Annotated in this window: 15 protein-coding genes and 1 pseudogene; 6 read left to right on the plus strand and 10 right to left on the minus strand. The window is 39.6% G+C overall.

Translation table 11 applies throughout. The features are described 5' to 3' along the window. Nucleotides 1-24: 24 nt before the first annotated feature. The 5 genes from AACV33_RS09060 (at nt 25) to yacG (ending at nt 3851) form a co-directional block, all read left to right on the plus strand. On the plus strand, nt 25-1263 hold the full coding sequence (locus tag AACV33_RS09060) for a type II secretion system F family protein (RefSeq protein ID WP_017022646.1): 1239 nt from the start codon (nt 25-27) through the stop codon (nt 1261-1263). A gap of 108 nt (nt 1264-1371) precedes the next feature. After that, a complete protein-coding gene (locus AACV33_RS09065; RefSeq protein WP_182699231.1) occupies nt 1372-2259 on the plus strand; it encodes a prepilin peptidase in 888 nt (295 codons plus the stop codon). Then, nucleotides 2256-2879 (plus strand): dephospho-CoA kinase, encoded by a 624-nt coding sequence (gene coaE, locus AACV33_RS09070; protein ID WP_182699232.1) that lies wholly within the window; start codon nt 2256-2258, stop codon nt 2877-2879. The genes AACV33_RS09065 and coaE overlap by 4 nt, the downstream gene beginning before the upstream one ends. An 8-nt stretch (nt 2880-2887) precedes the next feature. Then, complete coding sequence (gene zapD, locus AACV33_RS09075; RefSeq protein ID WP_012551089.1) at nt 2888-3634, plus strand: cell division protein ZapD; 747 nt, start codon at nt 2888-2890, stop codon at nt 3632-3634. Between the two features lie 7 nt (nt 3635-3641). Further along, nucleotides 3642-3851, plus strand: a complete 210-nt coding sequence (gene yacG, locus AACV33_RS09080) for a DNA gyrase inhibitor YacG (protein WP_012551090.1) — start codon at nt 3642-3644, stop codon at nt 3849-3851. Between the two features lie 66 nt (nt 3852-3917). Here yacG and mutT read toward each other — a convergent pair whose 3' ends face one another. After that, nucleotides 3918-4319, minus strand: a complete 402-nt coding sequence (mutT, locus tag AACV33_RS09085) for an 8-oxo-dGTP diphosphatase MutT (protein WP_182699233.1) — start codon at nt 4317-4319, stop codon at nt 3918-3920. Nucleotides 4320-4418: 99 nt separating this feature from the next. Next, nucleotides 4419-7142, minus strand: a complete 2724-nt coding sequence (secA, locus tag AACV33_RS09090; RefSeq protein WP_182699234.1) for a preprotein translocase subunit SecA — start codon at nt 7140-7142, stop codon at nt 4419-4421. Between the two features lie 313 nt (nt 7143-7455). Between secA and AACV33_RS09095 the strand changes: the two genes are divergently transcribed. Next, nucleotides 7456-7923, plus strand: coding sequence for a DUF721 domain-containing protein (locus AACV33_RS09095; protein ID WP_012551093.1), 468 nt, complete (start codon nt 7456-7458; stop codon nt 7921-7923). 62 nt (nt 7924-7985) lie between these two features. Here AACV33_RS09095 and lpxC read toward each other — a convergent pair whose 3' ends face one another. The 8 genes and pseudogenes from lpxC to murD all read right to left on the minus strand — a co-directional run bounded on the left by lpxC (nt 7986) and on the right by murD (nt 17581). Further along, entirely contained in the window at nt 7986-8903 is a 918-nt protein-coding gene (gene lpxC / locus AACV33_RS09100; RefSeq protein WP_012551094.1) for a UDP-3-O-acyl-N-acetylglucosamine deacetylase, read from the minus strand. Between the two features lie 228 nt (nt 8904-9131). Continuing rightward, nucleotides 9132-10244: pseudogene (ftsZ, locus tag AACV33_RS09105) on the minus strand (cell division protein FtsZ); the annotation flags it as partial. A gap of 32 nt (nt 10245-10276) precedes the next feature. Next, a complete protein-coding gene (gene ftsA, locus AACV33_RS09110) occupies nt 10277-11539 on the minus strand; it encodes a cell division protein FtsA (RefSeq protein ID WP_012551096.1) in 1263 nt (420 codons plus the stop codon). A 1-nt stretch (nt 11540) separates the two neighbouring features. Beyond that, nucleotides 11541-12293, minus strand: coding sequence for a cell division protein FtsQ/DivIB (locus AACV33_RS09115; protein ID WP_241802886.1), 753 nt, complete (start codon nt 12291-12293; stop codon nt 11541-11543). Between the two features lie 224 nt (nt 12294-12517). Further along, a complete protein-coding gene (gene murC / locus AACV33_RS09120; RefSeq protein ID WP_012551098.1) occupies nt 12518-13981 on the minus strand; it encodes a UDP-N-acetylmuramate--L-alanine ligase in 1464 nt (487 codons plus the stop codon). Between the two features lie 18 nt (nt 13982-13999). After that, nucleotides 14000-15064: an undecaprenyldiphospho-muramoylpentapeptide beta-N-acetylglucosaminyltransferase gene (gene murG, locus AACV33_RS09125; protein WP_017022639.1), complete on the minus strand. Its 1065-nt coding sequence runs from the start codon at nt 15062-15064 to the stop codon at nt 14000-14002. After that, complete coding sequence (ftsW, locus tag AACV33_RS09130; RefSeq protein ID WP_012551100.1) at nt 15048-16250, minus strand: cell division protein FtsW; 1203 nt, start codon at nt 16248-16250, stop codon at nt 15048-15050. Before ftsW ends, murG begins: the two co-directional genes overlap by 17 nt. A gap of 2 nt (nt 16251-16252) precedes the next feature. Continuing rightward, nucleotides 16253-17581, minus strand: coding sequence for a UDP-N-acetylmuramoyl-L-alanine--D-glutamate ligase (gene murD, locus AACV33_RS09135; protein WP_182699235.1), 1329 nt, complete (start codon nt 17579-17581; stop codon nt 16253-16255). Between the last annotated feature and the right edge of the window lies 1 nt (nt 17582).

Raw genomic sequence — 17582 nt, forward strand, 5'->3', positions numbered from 1 at the left:
CTCAGCAGTAAAGTGAATTTCCCCATGCTAAAAAAAACCACAAAAGTAAAAACACCGACCTTAAAAAACTTCCATTGGCGTGGTATCAATAGCACAGGAAAAAAGGTATCAGGTAAAATTATGGCTCTTACCGATACCGAAGTCAGAGCAAAACTTACCGCTCAAAGCATTCAGATTAAAAAACTAAAAAAACGCAGTATTTCTAGCTTTGAAAAAATGCGACATGCCGTTAAACGAAAAGACATTACCCTCTTCACCCGACAACTTGCGACAATGCTAGGGGCTGGTGTTCCTATCGTTCAATCTTTGCATCTGATTGCTGAAAACAATATCAAAGCAGAAATGAAATCCATTCTAAATCAAGTTTGCTTGTCGATTGAAGCGGGAACCCAACTGTCAAAAGCACTTTCAACCAGTTGCTCGCATTTTGATTCTTTTTATATTGATCTCGTGGCTACTGGAGAAGAGACAGGGAGCCTTTCTCTTGCCTTCTCTCGTCTCGCGGAATACAGAGAAAAAAGTGAAGCGCTTAGAGCTAAAGTCATCAAAGCGATGATTTACCCTAGCATGGTTTTTATCATCGCCATTACCGTGACGGTATTAATGCTAACTTTTGTTATTCCAGAATTTGAATCTATTTTTAAAGGGTTCGGAGCCGAGCTGCCTTGGTTTACCCAACAAGTTGTCAATGCTTCACATTTTCTTCAAAGCTATGGTTTTTTGATTCTATTAATGCTTGTTTCCGCTATTCTCTCGCTCAATTTACTGAAAAAAAAATCCTATCAATTTAGATTAATGGTCAGTCGACGTAGTCTTCAGATCCCCATCATTGGAACCGTATTATCTAAAGCCGCGATTGCTAAATTTAGTCGAACGCTAGCAACCAGTTTTAGCTCTGGCTTACCCATTCTACATAGCTTACACACCACCAGTAAAACTGCGGGTAATCTTCATTACCAACAAGCGATTCTCTCCGTACAACAAAATACCGCAGCAGGTATGCCTCTGTATTTAGCGATGCGCCATACCCAGACCTTTCCTGAAATGGTGTTACAGATGGTGATGATAGGGGAGGAATCAGGACAACTGGATGATATGCTCAACAAAGTCGCACTGGTGTATGAAGATGACGTCGATAACACGGTTGATAATTTAGGTAAAATACTTGAGCCTTTTATTATTCTATTTCTAGGAACGATGATTGGAGGGTTAGTCGTATCAATGTACCTTCCTATCTTCAATTTAATGAACGTTATTGGATAAAGTTAAAATAATTCAACCATGTTACCGCGACTCTCTCCTACTTCATTGCATCGAACTCTGATAAAATTAATTAACTAAAAATATAATTAATATCGGATGCAATTTCACATGGCTGCTTTTGAATACTACCCTTGGCTCTTTCCGCTCTTTGCTACTTTATTTGGCCTACTCGTCGGTAGCTTTTTAAATGTGGTCATCTACCGTTTGCCGATAATGATGGAAAGAGAATGGAAAAAAGAATGCATTGACTGCTTTCCTGATTTGAAATCCACATCAAAAACAACGGATGTAGAAGAAAAATTCAATCTAAGTGTTCCTCGTTCACGCTGTCCTAAATGCAATACTCAAATAAAATTTTACGATAACATTCCCGTTATTAGCTGGTTGTTGTTGCGTGGAAAATGCCGCCAATGCAGTAATCCTATTAGCTTCCGTTATCCTGCCATTGAGCTTCTGTCAGGTGCAATGTGTTTTGGCGTCTCTTACTTATTACCATTTTCTTATTTTGCTATTGCTGCCGTTCTTTTCACTCTAACGCTTATTGCATTAACCTTTATTGATATCGATACCATGTTACTCCCCGATCAAATAACGCTGCCATTACTGTGGGCTGGCCTATACTTATCCTTAGTCGGTTGGAGTTCTGTCAGCTTAATGGATTCGGTCATTGGAGCCATGGCTGGTTATTTAATATTATGGTCCATTTATTGGGCATTTAAATTATTAACCGGTAAAGAAGGCATGGGGTATGGAGACTTTAAATTATTAGCCGCACTTGGTGCTTGGCTTGGTTGGCAACAATTGCCATTAATCGTTTTATTGTCTTCTATTGTTGGTGCCATCATTGGCATTGCAATGTTAAGCGCACAAAAAAATGGGTATGACAAAGCCATTCCATTTGGTCCTTATCTCGCGATTGCAGGTTGGATATGTTTATTGTGGGGCCAAGAAATTAGCCAATGGTACTTCACCTCAATTCTAGGGTTTCCCGTATGAGTTATGTCATCGCTATTACTGGTGGTATAGGCAGTGGTAAAACGACAATTGCAGATAAATTTAACCAATTATATGACATTGATATTGTTGATGCCGATATCATTGCTCGTGATGTTGTTAAACCGAAAACAAACGGATTACACCAAATCGAAGCGCATTTTGGATCCTCGATTTTATTAAGTGATGGCAGTTTAAATCGCGCAGAGTTACGACAACGTATTTTTTCTGATCCAAAAGAAAAAGAATGGCTAAATAATTTACTTCATCCTTTAATTCGCCAAGAGATGCAACATCAGATTACTCTGACTCAATCACCATACGCTTTACTCGTTGTCCCTCTATTAGTTGAAAACAATCTACAAAACTTAGCAAATCGTATTCTCATTGTTGATGTTTCGGAGCAAACTCAAATTAATCGAACAATGAATCGTGATAGAGTAACTAAAGAACAAGTTAATGCTATTCTTGCTTCTCAAGCAAGTCGAGAGCAACGTCTGGCGATTGCCGATGATGTCATTGATAATAGCCAACAAAATGTAGACCTTAATGGCAAAATTGCTCTTCTACATCAGAAATATCTGGTATTGTCTCAAGCCTCTAAGATAGAAGAAAAGAATTGATAACGACTATGAATGGACTTGGAATGCAAAAGTTTGAACATCCTTTAAATGAAAGGACTCGAATTTATTTACGTATAGAATCTCTATTGCGTAAGCTTGGTCATTCTGCTGATTTAACACAACCTTACGAATACCAAGTGTTCTTTAGCTCTTTATTCCATATGTTGGATATTTTAGAGCAGGTTCAAGTCAAAGCCGATCTAGGTAAAGACTTAGAAAAACTGCGTTTACAATACCGTGCATGGATGAATATTGAAGGCGTCGATCAATCTGCGCTTCTTTCCGTATTAGAACAAATAAGTCAAGTTCACCAAAACCTAATGCAAACGACTCGTCCAGGACATAGCCTAAAAGAAGATCGCTTTCTTTCTGCATTGAAGCAACGTTTCTTTATTCCTGGTGGCGATTGCTGTTTCGATTTACCGGCACTTCATCATTGGCTACACCTCCCTCTTGATGTACGTTGTCGAAATACACACAACTGGATGTCTCAATTACTCTCTCTGTCTGATGCTTTATCTCTATGGTTACGTTTAACCAGGGAAACCGCACGTTATACACCTCAGATTGCACGTAATGGATTTATGCAAAGCGAAATGGAAAATTCCAATTTACTTCGCTTAGAAATTCCGATTGACCAAGGTGTTTACCCAATGATCTCTGGGCATAAAAGTCGATTTGCGTTACGCTTTATGTCTTTTGAAACAAACAAGAATTGTGAAAAAGACATCGAGTTTACCCTTGCTGTCTGCTGAGGAAATTATGTCACAACCGAACAGTCAACAACCAACGATCGTGAAATGTCCAACTTGCCAAAACAAAGTCGTTTGGAATACAGAAAGTGAATTTCGTCCTTTTTGCAGCAAAAAATGCCAAATGATTGATTTTGGTGAATGGGCAGATGAAGAGAAGTCAATTGCTGGTGCACCTGATATGTCAGACTCTGATGGATGGTCATCAGAACCGTATTAATACGTCCATATAAAAAGAAAAGGTGAATCTCAATGATTCACCTTTTTTATTCTATCCAGTTCATATTTATCTTAAGTAACATGTCATCACTTTATTTAAGATCGGTACATTGGCTTCTGGAAATTCATACTGATTCAATTCAGAAATAGGTACCCACAACCCCTGTTGACCTTCTTTTCCATAAGGGAAATGGTTAAATTTAGTCACAGTAAAAAAATCAAAATAGAGCGATTTATCAGAATAGTCATGATTTAACGATTCAAATAACGTTAATTCCGTAGTCTCTATCCCAACCTCTTCGTTAAGCTCTCTTATTAATGCCTGCTTTGCGCTTTCATCAAGCTCGACCTTTCCACCAGGAAACTCCCAAAAACCACCTTTATGAGCCTTGTCTGGGCGTTTAGTGATGAACACTTGATCTTGCTCTTCATTTAAAATAACCGCAGCCACAATATGTACACGCTTCATTATCTTCCCTATATTTTTCAATTTTAAATCGGCATCGCTATAAAAAAAGCCGCTAACAAGAGCGGCTTTTTATTTATTCATGCGCAGGTAAATGACTGACTAGATTTTACCATGGCATTGTTTGTATTTTTTACCTGAACCACATGGGCATACTTCATTTCGTCCAACTTTACGTTCATCACGTACCATTGGTGAGTGGCTTTGATCTGAAGAATGACCGTCATCAAGTTGATTTTCTGCATTTTGATGCTGTAGTTTTTGAAGTCGAGCAACTTCTTCTGCATTTTTACGACGTTGCTCTTCCATACGTTCAACATCTTCTTGTTGTTGAACTCTGACTTTACTTAAAATTGAAACAACATCCAATTTTAATGTATCAAGTAAACCTTCAAATAACTCAAATGACTCACGCTTGTATTCTTGTTTCGGGTTCTTTTGAGCATAACCACGTAAATGAATACCTTGACGTAAATGGTCCATCGCCGCTAAGTGTTCTTTCCATAATCCATCAAGCGTTTGCAGCATCACGGCTTTTTCAAAGTTACGTAGAACAGATTCGCCAACAGACTCTTCTTTATCTTTATAAACTTGGAATGCACTTTCAATAATTTTTTCACGTAGGTTATCTTCATGAAGTTTATTATCGCTGTCTAGCCATTCTTGAATTGGTAAATCCAAATCAAAATCAGTACGTAGACGAGTCGTTAACCCTTCAACATCCCACATTTCTTCTAATGATTGTGGCGGAATATACTGACCAAACAACCCTTCAAGTACGTCTTGACGATTATGATTAATCATTTCACTGATATCATCAACGTTCATTAACTCATCACGTAATTCATAAACGACTTTACGTTGGTCATTTGCAACATCATCGTATTCAAGTAATTGTTTACGAATATCGAAGTTACGACCTTCAACTTTACGCTGTGCGTTTTCTATCGCTTTAGTTACCCAAGGATGCTCAATCGCTTCGCCTTCTTCCATACCTAACTTTTTCATCATGTTAGACACACGATCTGAAGCAAAGATACGCATTAACGCATCTTCCATTGATAAGTAGAAACGTGAAGAACCAGCATCACCTTGACGACCAGCACGACCACGTAATTGATTATCAATACGACGTGATTCATGACGTTCTGTACCAATAATATGAAGACCACCAGCAGTCAAAACCGTATCATGCGCTTCTTTCCAAGCGGCTTTAATGGTTTGAACTTGTTCAGCAGACGGATTATCTAACTTAGCAACTTCTGCTTGCCAGTTACCACCCAACACGATATCAGTACCACGACCAGCCATGTTTGTAGCAATAGTTACGGCGCTTGACGTACCCGCATTAGCAACGATATCGGCTTCTTGTTCATGGAATTTAGCATTAAGAACGTTGTGCTTAATTTTTGCTGTTTTTAATGCATTTGAAAGTAATTCAGATTTTTCAATTGAAACAGTACCAACCAATACTGGCTGACCACGTTCAGAACACGCTTTAATGTCTTCAATGATAGCTGCAAATTTTTCAGCTTCAGTCATGTAGACCAAATCACCCATGTCATTACGAGTCATTGGACGGTTCGTTGGAATAACAACCGTATCTAAACCATAAATAGACTGGAATTCAAAAGCTTCAGTATCAGCGGTACCCGTCATTCCAGATAGTTTGTCATATAAACGGAAGAAGTTTTGGAATGTGATAGAAGCTAATGTTTGGTTTTCATTTTGAATTTTCACACCTTCTTTCGCTTCTACAGCTTGGTGCAAACCTTCAGACCAACGACGACCAGGCATAGTACGGCCAGTATGTTCATCAACGATGATAACTTCATCGTCTTTTACAATATAATCGACGTCTTTTTCAAACAATACATGAGCACGTAATGCCGCATTGATATGATGAAGTAAACTAATGTTAGCAGGAGAATATAACGTATCCTCTTCTTCCATTAAGCCTTCATCTTTTAGTAATTGTTCAACAAATTCTTGACCATTTTCAGTTAAATGAGTTTGCTTGCCTTTTTCATCTAATGTGTAATGACCTTCACCGCGGTAATCTTCGCTGTCTTCTTCATCTTGTTTAACAAGCTGAGGGATCAGTATATTGATACGGGTGTATAGCTCAGAACTGTCATCTGCAGGACCAGAAATGATCAATGGAGTACGAGCTTCATCGATTAAAATTGAATCCACTTCATCGATTACCGCAAAATAACGCTCACGTTGAACACGGTCTTCAGCACGGAAAGCCATGTTGTCACGTAGATAGTCAAAACCAAACTCATTGTTTGTTCCGTATAATATATCGGATTGATAAGCTGATTTTTTTTCTTGCGGTGGCATATTCGGTACATTAATACCAACTGTCATGCCTAAGAATTCAAATAATTCGCGGTTTGTCTCTGCATCACGCTTAGCAAGGTAATCATTCACAGTAACAACATGAACACCTTTACCTGTTAACGCATTTAAGTAACATGGTAGGGTTGCCGTTAATGTTTTACCTTCACCTGTACGCATTTCTGCGATTTGGCTATCATTTAGCACCATGCCGCCAATCATTTGTACATCAAAGTGACGCATGCCATATAAACGCTTAGAAGCTTCACGAACTGTTGCGAATGCTTCTGGCAGTAAATCATCTAAAGATTCACCTTGTTCTAAACGTGAACGGAACTCTATCGTTTTCGCTTTTAATTCTTCGTCTTGTAATGATTCGAATTGTGGTTCAAGTTTATTAATTTGGTCAACAATTTTACGTAGCTTACGTAATGTACGATCATTACGGCTACCAATAACTTTAGTTAGGATTTTAGAAAACATGATTCCGTTGCTTCTCTTATCTCTTGATCGTAATAGATCGTTTAATTTGAAATTTGAATCAATCACCTAGAGAAATTACTCTAAGAAAAATACTTCTTCGGTATAATTATTTTATGGGGATGAGGCAATGATTTTTCAAGGCCTGAGCTGATGGTTGTGTTGCTTATCAGCATAAGTAATAATTAAGAAAGTATAAGCGATAATGTAAAGCAATCCTAAGTTAAATCCGTAGAGTTTGATTTCAATTCTGAAAAATTCAGATCTAATTGGCATTTATGACTTTTTCCTAGCTTATTTATGAGATATACCAATAATGCGTGACCATAGACCTCAACCGGCAAATGATTTTTTCAATAATACTCGATTTAAAGATCTACAAGAAAAAGCGATTATTTTGTCTAAATTATCCCATGTTTTAAAAGATTCATTGCCTAAAGGCTGTGAAGATCATTGCCGTGTGGCAAATTATCGCCAAGGATCTTTAGTGATCGAAGTGTCAAGCAGTGTCTGGGCAACACGAATAAACTATGAGCGATTAACGATACTGTCTACATTTCGTAAGCACGGCCTACCAGGATTATCGAACTTAGAGGTTAAGATCAACCCAGATCTCGCTCGATCTTTTGTGGGAGAAAAGCCTGAGGTTTATAAAACAGAAACGCAGGCAAAACGAGAGTTATCTAAAGCAGCCGCAAGTGCTTTGGAAATGGTTGCAGAAACCGCTTCACCAAAATTAAAAAAACGCTTAGAGAGCCTAGCTGCATTGGCAAATAAAAAATAAGCTTTATTCTTCAGACATAAAAAAAGCCAAGCAATGCTTGGCTTTTTTATTTCGATGATAGTTTACGCAAGAACCATTCCCGGTTGCATAAACGCAACTGGAGAGTCTTTTTCATCTTCAATGGTTGTCCACTCCCATGCTTCTTGATCAGCAAGAACGGCACGGAGCAACTGATTATTTAGTGCATGACCTGATTTATAAGCACTTAACTCACCAAGAATACTATGACCACACATATAAAGGTCGCCAACAGCATCTAGTACTTTATGTGTTACAAATTCATTTTCAAAACGTAACCCGTCTTCATTAAGAATACGGTAATCATCTAGTACAATAGCACAATCAAAACTGCCGCCTAAACATAGGTTTTGTGATTGTAAGTACTCGATATCACGCATGAACCCAAAAGTACGGGCACGTGAAATATCTTTAATAAACGATTGGCTTGAAAATTCAAACACTAACTTTTGGTCATCCGATTCAATCGCAGGGTGATTGAAGTCAATTGTGAAATCTAAGCGGAAACCGTTATAAGGACGAATTTCAGCCCACTTATCACCATCTTCAATGCGAACAGGTTTCTTAATACGAATGAATTTCTTCGCTGTATTAAGTTCTTCAATACCCGCAGATTGTAAAAGATAAACAAAAGGACTCGCACTGCCATCCATAATTGGAATTTCAGGAGCATCGACTTCGATAACTACGTTATCAATACCAACGCCCGCTAATGCAGCGTTTAAGTGTTCAACCGTTGAGATTCGTACGCCATCATCATTAACTAACGCTGTGCATAGCATAGTATCGCGAACTGACTCTGGATCCGCAGGGAAATCAACCGGTGGATTAAGGTCTGTACGACGATAAATTACACCTGTATTTGCCGCTGCAGGACGAAGAGTAAGCGTGACTTTACGGCCTGAGTGTAAACCCACGCCTGTCATTTGCACTATACTTTTCAGTGTACGTTGTCTGATCATATGCTCATCCCAACTTAAATATACTTGAATCCAAACCAATTCAATGAACTGGTTTGGGATTTTAGCATAAGTCTTCTAATAAAACCAAATCGTTTTGATGATTAATTAGTCAGCTTGACGACGTAAGAACGCCGGGATATCTAAATAATCTTCTTTTTGATCTGGTTTAGCTTGTGCTGCACCTGCATTCTGAACACCAGCCGCCGGAGAGGTCGATGTTGTTTGCTGTGGTGCTGGTTTCGTTACTTGCACATTTTGTGCCGCTTTCTCAACAACCGGTTCAACAACTGGAGCTTCTACCTTTGGCTTAACTTGAGCCGCTGGTGTTTGTTGTGCTGGTGCAGAGGTTGCTTTATTTGTTACTAATGTAATTTCAGGCTTTTTTTCAGTGCCGATACCAGTCGCAACAACAGTAACTCGAATTTCATCAGTCATATCAGGGTCTAAAGAGGTACCAATAACAACTGTCGCATTATCTGAAGCAAATGCTTTTACTGTGTTACCAACGGTTTCAAATTCGTCAAGGCGCATATCAAGACCAGCGGTAATGTTAACAAGAACACCACGAGCACCAGCCAAATCGATATCTTCAAGCAATGGGCTTGAGATAGCCATCTCAGCCGCTTCTTCTGCTCTTTCTTCACCAACGGCGACGCCGCTACCCATCATTGCATGTCCCATTTCAGACATTACCGTACGAACATCCGCGAAATCGACGTTGATCATACCAGGACGAGTAATTAACTCAGCAATACCTTGAACTGCATTACGAAGAACATCATTTGCTTTCGCAAACGCTTCTAATAACGTAATACCACGACCAAGTACTTTAAGTAATTTTTCATTTGGAATCGTAATTAATGAATCAACATGTTTTGATAATTCTTCGATTCCTTGCTCAGCAAAAGCAAGACGCTTACGACCTTCAAAGCTAAATGGCTTTGTTACGACAGCAACAGTCAAGATGTTCAGCTCTCTTGCAACTTCAGCAATAATTGGAGCCGCACCAGTACCTGTACCGCCCCCCATGCCAGCTGCAATAAATACCATATCGGCACCCATCAGAGCTTCTTTAATCGCTTCACGATCTTCTAGAGCTGCATCACGGCCTACTTGTGGGTTTGCACCAGCACCTAAGCCTTTCGTGATGTCTCCACCAATCTGAATAACTGTGTTTACACTCGTCTTACGAAGTGCCTGAGCATCAGTATTGACACTGATAAACTCAACGCCTTCAATTGACTCACGTACCATGTGTTCAATGGCATTACCGCCACCGCCACCTACACCAACAACTTTAATTACTGCGTCGTCGGACATTTCCATCATCGGCTCAAACATTTGTTCTCTCCGTTTCTTCCTGTTCGCTCAGGTTAAAACTCTTTTAGTATCCAATTTTTAAATTTCTTAATTACGGTAGTAAACGATTGATGCTTACTTGGCACATAATCGTCGTCGTCATGAAACTGACTTTCTTTACCGTAATGTAAAAGACCTACCGCTGTTGCTTGATATGGTTCTTTTACGTAATCTGTTAGGCCTGTTACATCTAGAGGTTGGCCAATTCTTACTTGGGTCTGGAAGACTCGTTCTGCGCAATCAACCAAACCATCAATTTGTGATCCACCACCAGTCAATACAATACCAGCGGCAAGATGATGCTTAGTTCCTTCAGTACGTAATTTGTCCTGAATCGCGATAATGCGTTGGTTTACTAAGCCTAACAGTTCAGAATACCTTGGTTCAATCACTTCTGCTAGCATTCTTCGTTGTAAACTTCTTGATGGACGCCCACCAACACTAGGAACATTGACCGTTTCATCACGATTAATGTGCTCACTAAGTGCACAACCATACTTTACTTTTAATTTTTCAGCATCGTTAAATGGTGTACCAAAAGCGTAAGCTATATCACTAGTTACTGCATTTCCAGCATATGGAAGCACTTCTGCATGACGTAATGAACCATCAGTCCAAATCGCAATATCCATTGTACCTGCGCCGATATCGACAACACAAACACCAAGATCACGTTCATCTTCAGTGATAACAGCATTACTTGAAGCTAGACCTGAAAATATAATATGTTCCACTTTCAAGCCACAACGTTCAACGGCCTTCACAATATTCCTTGCCATATCATTATGGCACGTAATGAGGTGAACGCTCACTTCCATTCTCATACCTGACAAGCCAATTGGATTACGGATGCCTTTTTGAACATCTATCGTAAATTCTTGTGGTATTACATGCAGTGTTCGCTGTTCGTCACCGATTTTAACGGATTTTGCAGTATGAATAACACTGTCCATATCATCTTGGGTAACTTCTTCTTCAGATATCGACCCCATTCCTTTTTCTATCTGGCTCGCAATATGCTTTCCTGATAAAGAAATAAATACAGAAGTAATCGTGCACTCAGCCATCAGTTCAGCTTGATCAATCGCGCGTTGCACCGATTTCACTACTGACTCAAGGTCATTGACACCACCTTTATCCATTCCACGAGAGGGACACGAACCAGAGCCTATTACACTCACTTGGCCATCAGGTAAAACCTCACCCACGAGTGCGGATACTTTGTTTGTACCTATGTCTAAACCAACAATAATACTGCCTTCTGGCGTTTTACTCATGTCAATTCTCTTCTTTGTCTTCTAGATTTTCTGATTTCCAGCCAACAGCGGCACCGGTGTCATAACGAAGATCTATGTAATCAATCGAATGTTTCTTATCTGCTAATTGCTTATATAAAGCAATAAAGCGTTCCACTCTTTCTTCACGCGCATCGCGACCAAGTTCTAATCGAATACCATTATCGAGAACCACTTGCCAAGATAATCGTTCAGTTAACGCAACACTGTGAACCGTAATATTTAGTGGTTTAAATTCTTTTTGTAGTTGATGCCAAAAACTCAACACTTCTTTACTGTCCGTATCTGGACCAAATAATGCAGGCTTTGGCTCTAACAAATCGCTCATTGGTGCATTAAAAACAACACCTTCAGGATTAACAATAACGCTGTTATTCCATGTTGCTTCCGGTTGATTCTCAACCACAAACACTTTAATCGTTTCTGGCCATTGCTTTCTAACCGAGACTTGAGCTATCCAAGGCAAAGATAACAATGCATCTTGCAGTTTATTGACATCCTGAGTCATGAAGGTACCGACAGAATCCATAGATTCAATGGCTCCACGAATATCATCAGCCGTTATATGTTTTAATTGTCCTTGAATGATCATGTGAGATAAGGGCAATCTATCTTTATCCGTCATCCAGCTAATCGTCGACACTAACAACCAAAGCGAAATGATAATAACAAATAAAAGAAATAAGCCACCTGGTAAGTGTTTTCTTATTTTCTCTTTATCAAATGATGTATTCATTTTGACAGTCTTAATCATATAATTTTCATAACAGTGTTAATAAACAATGTAATGCCTACCTAATTCGCTCAAATAGACATTAAGTAATGCCAAAATGCCATTATCTAATAATTATAGGGTGTAAAAACCCTCTATCCAATGTTTGATAGCATATTATTAATACAATGAGGATTCTATCCCATTATGCGTTTTTTTCTTAGTTGTTCTAACTATTTAAACAATATTTAACCTAACTCTTTCATTGCTTGGATATTTAATTCCAATGAAGCGAGTTGTTTTGCTAATTTACCAACATCACCAGCTCCTTGTGTCAGCACTAAATCATTATTTTGAATGATGTTAGCCAAAACAGAGGGTAATGCATCAATAGTTGGAACAAATATTGGATCTAATTTACCGCGAGCTCGAATCGTACGACACAACGCTCGGCCATCAGCACCTGCAATGGGTTTTTCACCCGCAGAATAAACATCAAGCATAATAAGTACATCAACATTATCTAAAACGTTAGCAAAATCATCATACAAATCACGCGTTCGGCTATAACGGTGAGGTTGGAATATCATAACTAAACGTTTATCTTCCCAGCCTGCACGTGCCGCTTTAATTGTAACATCGACTTCTGTAGGGTGATGACCGTAATCATCGACAAGCATCGCGTGTCCATTGCCCGTTTCAAACTCACCTAACTGATCAAATCGACGCCCAGCACCTTCAAAATTGAGTAATGCGGAAAGAATCGCGCTATCTTCAACGTCTTCTTCAGTAGCAACAGCAATGGCTGCTGTTGCATTCAATGCATTATGTTTACCCGGAATATTAAGGACAATATCTAAATCTGTACGATCTTTTCTTTGTACCGTGAAAAAGCTTTTTTGACCTTCTTGACGATAATTAATTAAACGTACATCCGCATCATCGGAAAAACCGTACGTAATAACTTGGCGACTAACGCGCGGTAATAACTCTCTTACCACATCATCATCAATACACATGACAGCTTGGCCATAAAATGGCAGGTTATGAAGAAAATCAATAAAAGTTTGTTTTAACACTTCAAAGTCACCGCCATAAGTATCCATATGATCGGCTTCAATGTTAGTGACAATACTTACCATTGGCTGCAAGTGTAAAAATGAGGCATCACTTTCATCGGCTTCAGCAATAAGAAAACGACTTGAGCCTAAACGGGCATTCGTTCCGGCATTCTTAACCAAGCCGCCATTAACAAAAGTAGGATCTAAACCTGCTTCTGAATAAATTTGAGTGGTTAATGCCGTTGTTGTTGTTTTACCATGAGTCCCCGCAACCGCGATCCCATGTCTATAACGCATTAATTCAGCAAGCATTTCAGCGCGACGTATCACAGGGATACGATTTTCTTTTGCTGCTACGATTTCAGGGTTAGCTTGATCTATCGCCGTTGATACAACCACCACACTCGCTTTTTCTACATTACTTGCGTGATGCCCAAAAAATATATCAGCACCCTTTTCAGCTAAACGAACAGTGACACTATTTTCTGCAACATCAGAGCCACTAATATGGTAGCCCTCATTTAATAAAACTTCCGCAATTCCACTCATACCCGCACCGCCAATTCCAACAAAGTGGATGCATTCAACACGGCGCATTTCAGGGATCATCGTTCTAATTTCAGCTAATTGTAGTTTCTGTTCTGTTGTCATTTTTTAATCTCAATTCTTTTATTTAGCGAGGCTTTTAATCGCAGTGGCAACACGTACATCTGCATCAATAATAGCTGCATTACGGGCATTACATGCCATTTCTAATAACTTAGGTCGCTCTAAACCGTTCAGTGTATCAACCAAACTCTGAACTGTTAAATCTTGTTGTTCTATCATTTTCGCTGCGCCACACTGTACAAGGTGATCTGCGTTCAATGCTTGCTGGCGATCTTTATGCATAAAAGGAATAAAGACACAGCCCACGCCTGCAGCCGAAACTTCAGAAACAGTAAGTGCTCCTGAGCGACAAACTAATACATCAGCCCAAGCGTAAGCTTCAGCCACATCATCAATAAACTCGGTGACTTTCGCTGTTGATAAACCATTCGAGTGATAAGCCTCGCTTACGCTCTCTTGATTTCCTTTGCCCGCTTGATGCCAAATCTCGACTTGATGATTCAATTTTGATAATGCTTCTGGCAAGGTCGTATTAAGAATACGCGCACCTTGGCTTCCACCCATAACCAATAAACGAATTGGACCATTTCGCTCAGCAAATCGTTCTTTAGGATGAGGCAGTTGGCAAACATCTTCACGAACGGGATTCCCCACAACTTCCGCCGTAGGGAAAGCCCCTGGAAATGCTTGAAAAACACGTTTAGCAATTTTAGAGAGCCATTGATTAGTCAATCCTGCCACGGCATTCTGCTCATGTAAAACAACAGGGATCCCAGATAACCATGCAGCAATGCCACCAGGACCACTCACATAGCCCCCCATGCCTAAAACGACATCGGGCTGCCATGCTTGAATGTGTTTTTTTGCTTGTGAAATAGCACCAAGAATTTGAAAAGGAGCGATTAATAGTTTTTTAAGCCCTTGCCCGCGTAATCCTTTCACTTTAATGAAATCGATTTCAATACCGTGTTTTGGTACGAGATCAGCTTCCATCCGATCTTCTGTTCCAAGCCAGCGGATTTCCCACCCTTCACTTTGTAATTGTTTTGCAACAGCCAATCCAGGAAACACATGTCCGCCCGTTCCACCAGCCATCACTAATAAACGTTTATTTTTGTTCTTCATTTTCACTCCGAGGTGGCTCGTTTGCTAGATAAACACGACACTCATGATCAATACGAATAAGTAAAGACACCGCAACAGACATAATAATTAAACTTGAACCGCCATAACTAATCAATGGCAATGTAAGACCTTTTGTCGGGACAATACCCGCAGCAGCACCAACATTAACTAACGTTTGGAACGCAAACCAAATACCAATACCAAACGCTAAGAAACCACCAAATCGTTGGTCATGTGCAAGACATTTTCGACCAATTAAAAGCGCTTTAAATACGAGTGCAAAAATCAAACACAACACCAAACACACACCAACAAAACCGAGCTCTTCGGCGATAACCGCAAATACAAAGTCAGTATGAGCTTCTGGTAAATATTCCAATTTTTGAATCGAATTACCTAATCCTTCACCAAACCAGCTACCTCGTCCAAACGCCATCAAAGATTGCGTCAATTGGTAACCACTACCAAACGGATCTTGCCACGGGTCAAGAAAAGAAGTAACTCGGCGCATACGATAGGGTTCAGCAAGAATAAGAACGATAACTAACGAAATTCCGCCCATCACTAACGCAATAAATTGCCAAAGTTTCGCCCCAGCAATAAACAACATCGCAATCGTAGTGACAAACATCACAACAGTTGTCCCTAAATCGGGCTGCATTAGAAGGAAAAAAGCCAACGTGATTAAGACTAATAAAGGCTTAACAAATCCACGAAAACTGTCTCTAACCTCACCATGACGTCGAACTAAATACCCAGCGATAAAAACAAATAAAGACAGTTTTGCGACTTCCGCTGGTTGTAGATTAAAAATACCTAAAGGTAACCAACGAGCGGCACCATTTACAGATTTTCCCACAACAAGAACAGCCGCAAGGAGTAAAAGAGAAATTAACAACAAATGGCTACTGTACTTAAGCCATTTATTCAATTCTATACGTAAAACAATCGAGGAGATGCTTAATGCTAAAAACACAAATAACATATGTCGCATCATAAAATGAAAAGGCTGACCAGTCAGACGAGTACTGATAGGAAAAGAAGCAGAAGCAACCATCACTAAACCCGTTAACATCAAACCCAAGGCAATCCAGATCAATTGACGATCAAACATAACTTTAGGTGATGGGGTAAATACCCAATCTTGTAATGGAGAAGCTAAGTGCTTAATTCGCTCAATAACCAAAATTATTTCTCAGTTGAATAGTGTTTAGCTAATGCTGTAAATGCATCGCCTCTTGCCATAAAGTTAGCATATTGATCAAAACTGGCACATGCAGGAGAAAGCATTACCATATCTCCAAATGTTAATTCAGGGGATAATAACTCAATCGCCTCATCCATTGTTTGGCATAATCGAGACCGAGGATCTAAAGGCATGAATTGCACGCCATCCTCGCCAAAACAATACATCATTAAATCCAATTTATTCAATGCTGGCGATAATTCCGAAAAATCAGCCCCTTTACCAACACCACCAACCAACAAATGAAGTTTCCCTTCAATACTAAGACCAGAAAGTGCAGCCAGTGTACTCGCCACATTGGTTGCTTTAGAATCGTTAACCCATCGAACACCATTCATTTCAGCGACAACTTGGCAGCGATGCGTTAATCCATTGTAACGCTTCAACGTATCTAATGTTTTATTGGTATTAACACCTGCAGCATCAAGTAAAGCAAGAGCAACAAGGCTGTTAGCAATATTGTGTTTACCAACAAGACCAAGCTCATTGGCAGCAATAATAGGTGTGTTATTTTTAGCTAAAAACAGCCGACCGTTTTCTTCAATGCAACCGTACTCATCACTGGTATCAAACCCAAAACTAATTAACGTTTTATCTGCTGTATCTGGGTAAGTTTCTTTATCATCACGATTAACAATACAAACATCGGCATGATCAAATACACGCAACTTAGCTTGACGATAATCTTCCATACCTTGGTATCTATCCATATGGTCTTCAGATAGATTCAAAAATGCGGCGGCTTTTAGCTTTAATGATGATGTAGTTTCGAGTTGAAAACTGGATAGTTCCAGTACATAAAGATCGGCATCTTGTTCTAATAGATCTAACGCAGCAAAGCCGATATTACCACCGACAGCGGTTTTAACCCCTGCAGCATTGGCCATTTCACCGGTTAAATCGGTGACCGTACTTTTGCCATTAGAGCCGGTAATTGCAATTACAGGGGCCGTCACTGCCCACGCAAACAATTCAATATCACCAACAACTGGCGTGCCCTTTTTAATGGCTGGTTGTAATTGAGAAGAAGCAAGCGCAATACCTGGGTTAGTAACAATAAGATCGGCGTCTAACAGCCAATCTTGTTGCCAACCACCAGAATGCAACTCAACCTGTTCAGGCAATTGTTCTTGGCCTGGTGGCGTTTCACGAGTATCAATAACTTTGACTATTAACGCTTCTGGTTGTCTCAGCAAATGCTTAACAACAGATAGCCCTGTCATTCCTAAGCCAACTACAACAACGTTTTTTACACCACAAAAACCAGTCATA

This window comes from Aliivibrio sp. SR45-2, from assembly GCF_963890165.1.
Taxonomy (GTDB): domain Bacteria; phylum Pseudomonadota; class Gammaproteobacteria; order Enterobacterales; family Vibrionaceae; genus Aliivibrio; species Aliivibrio salmonicida.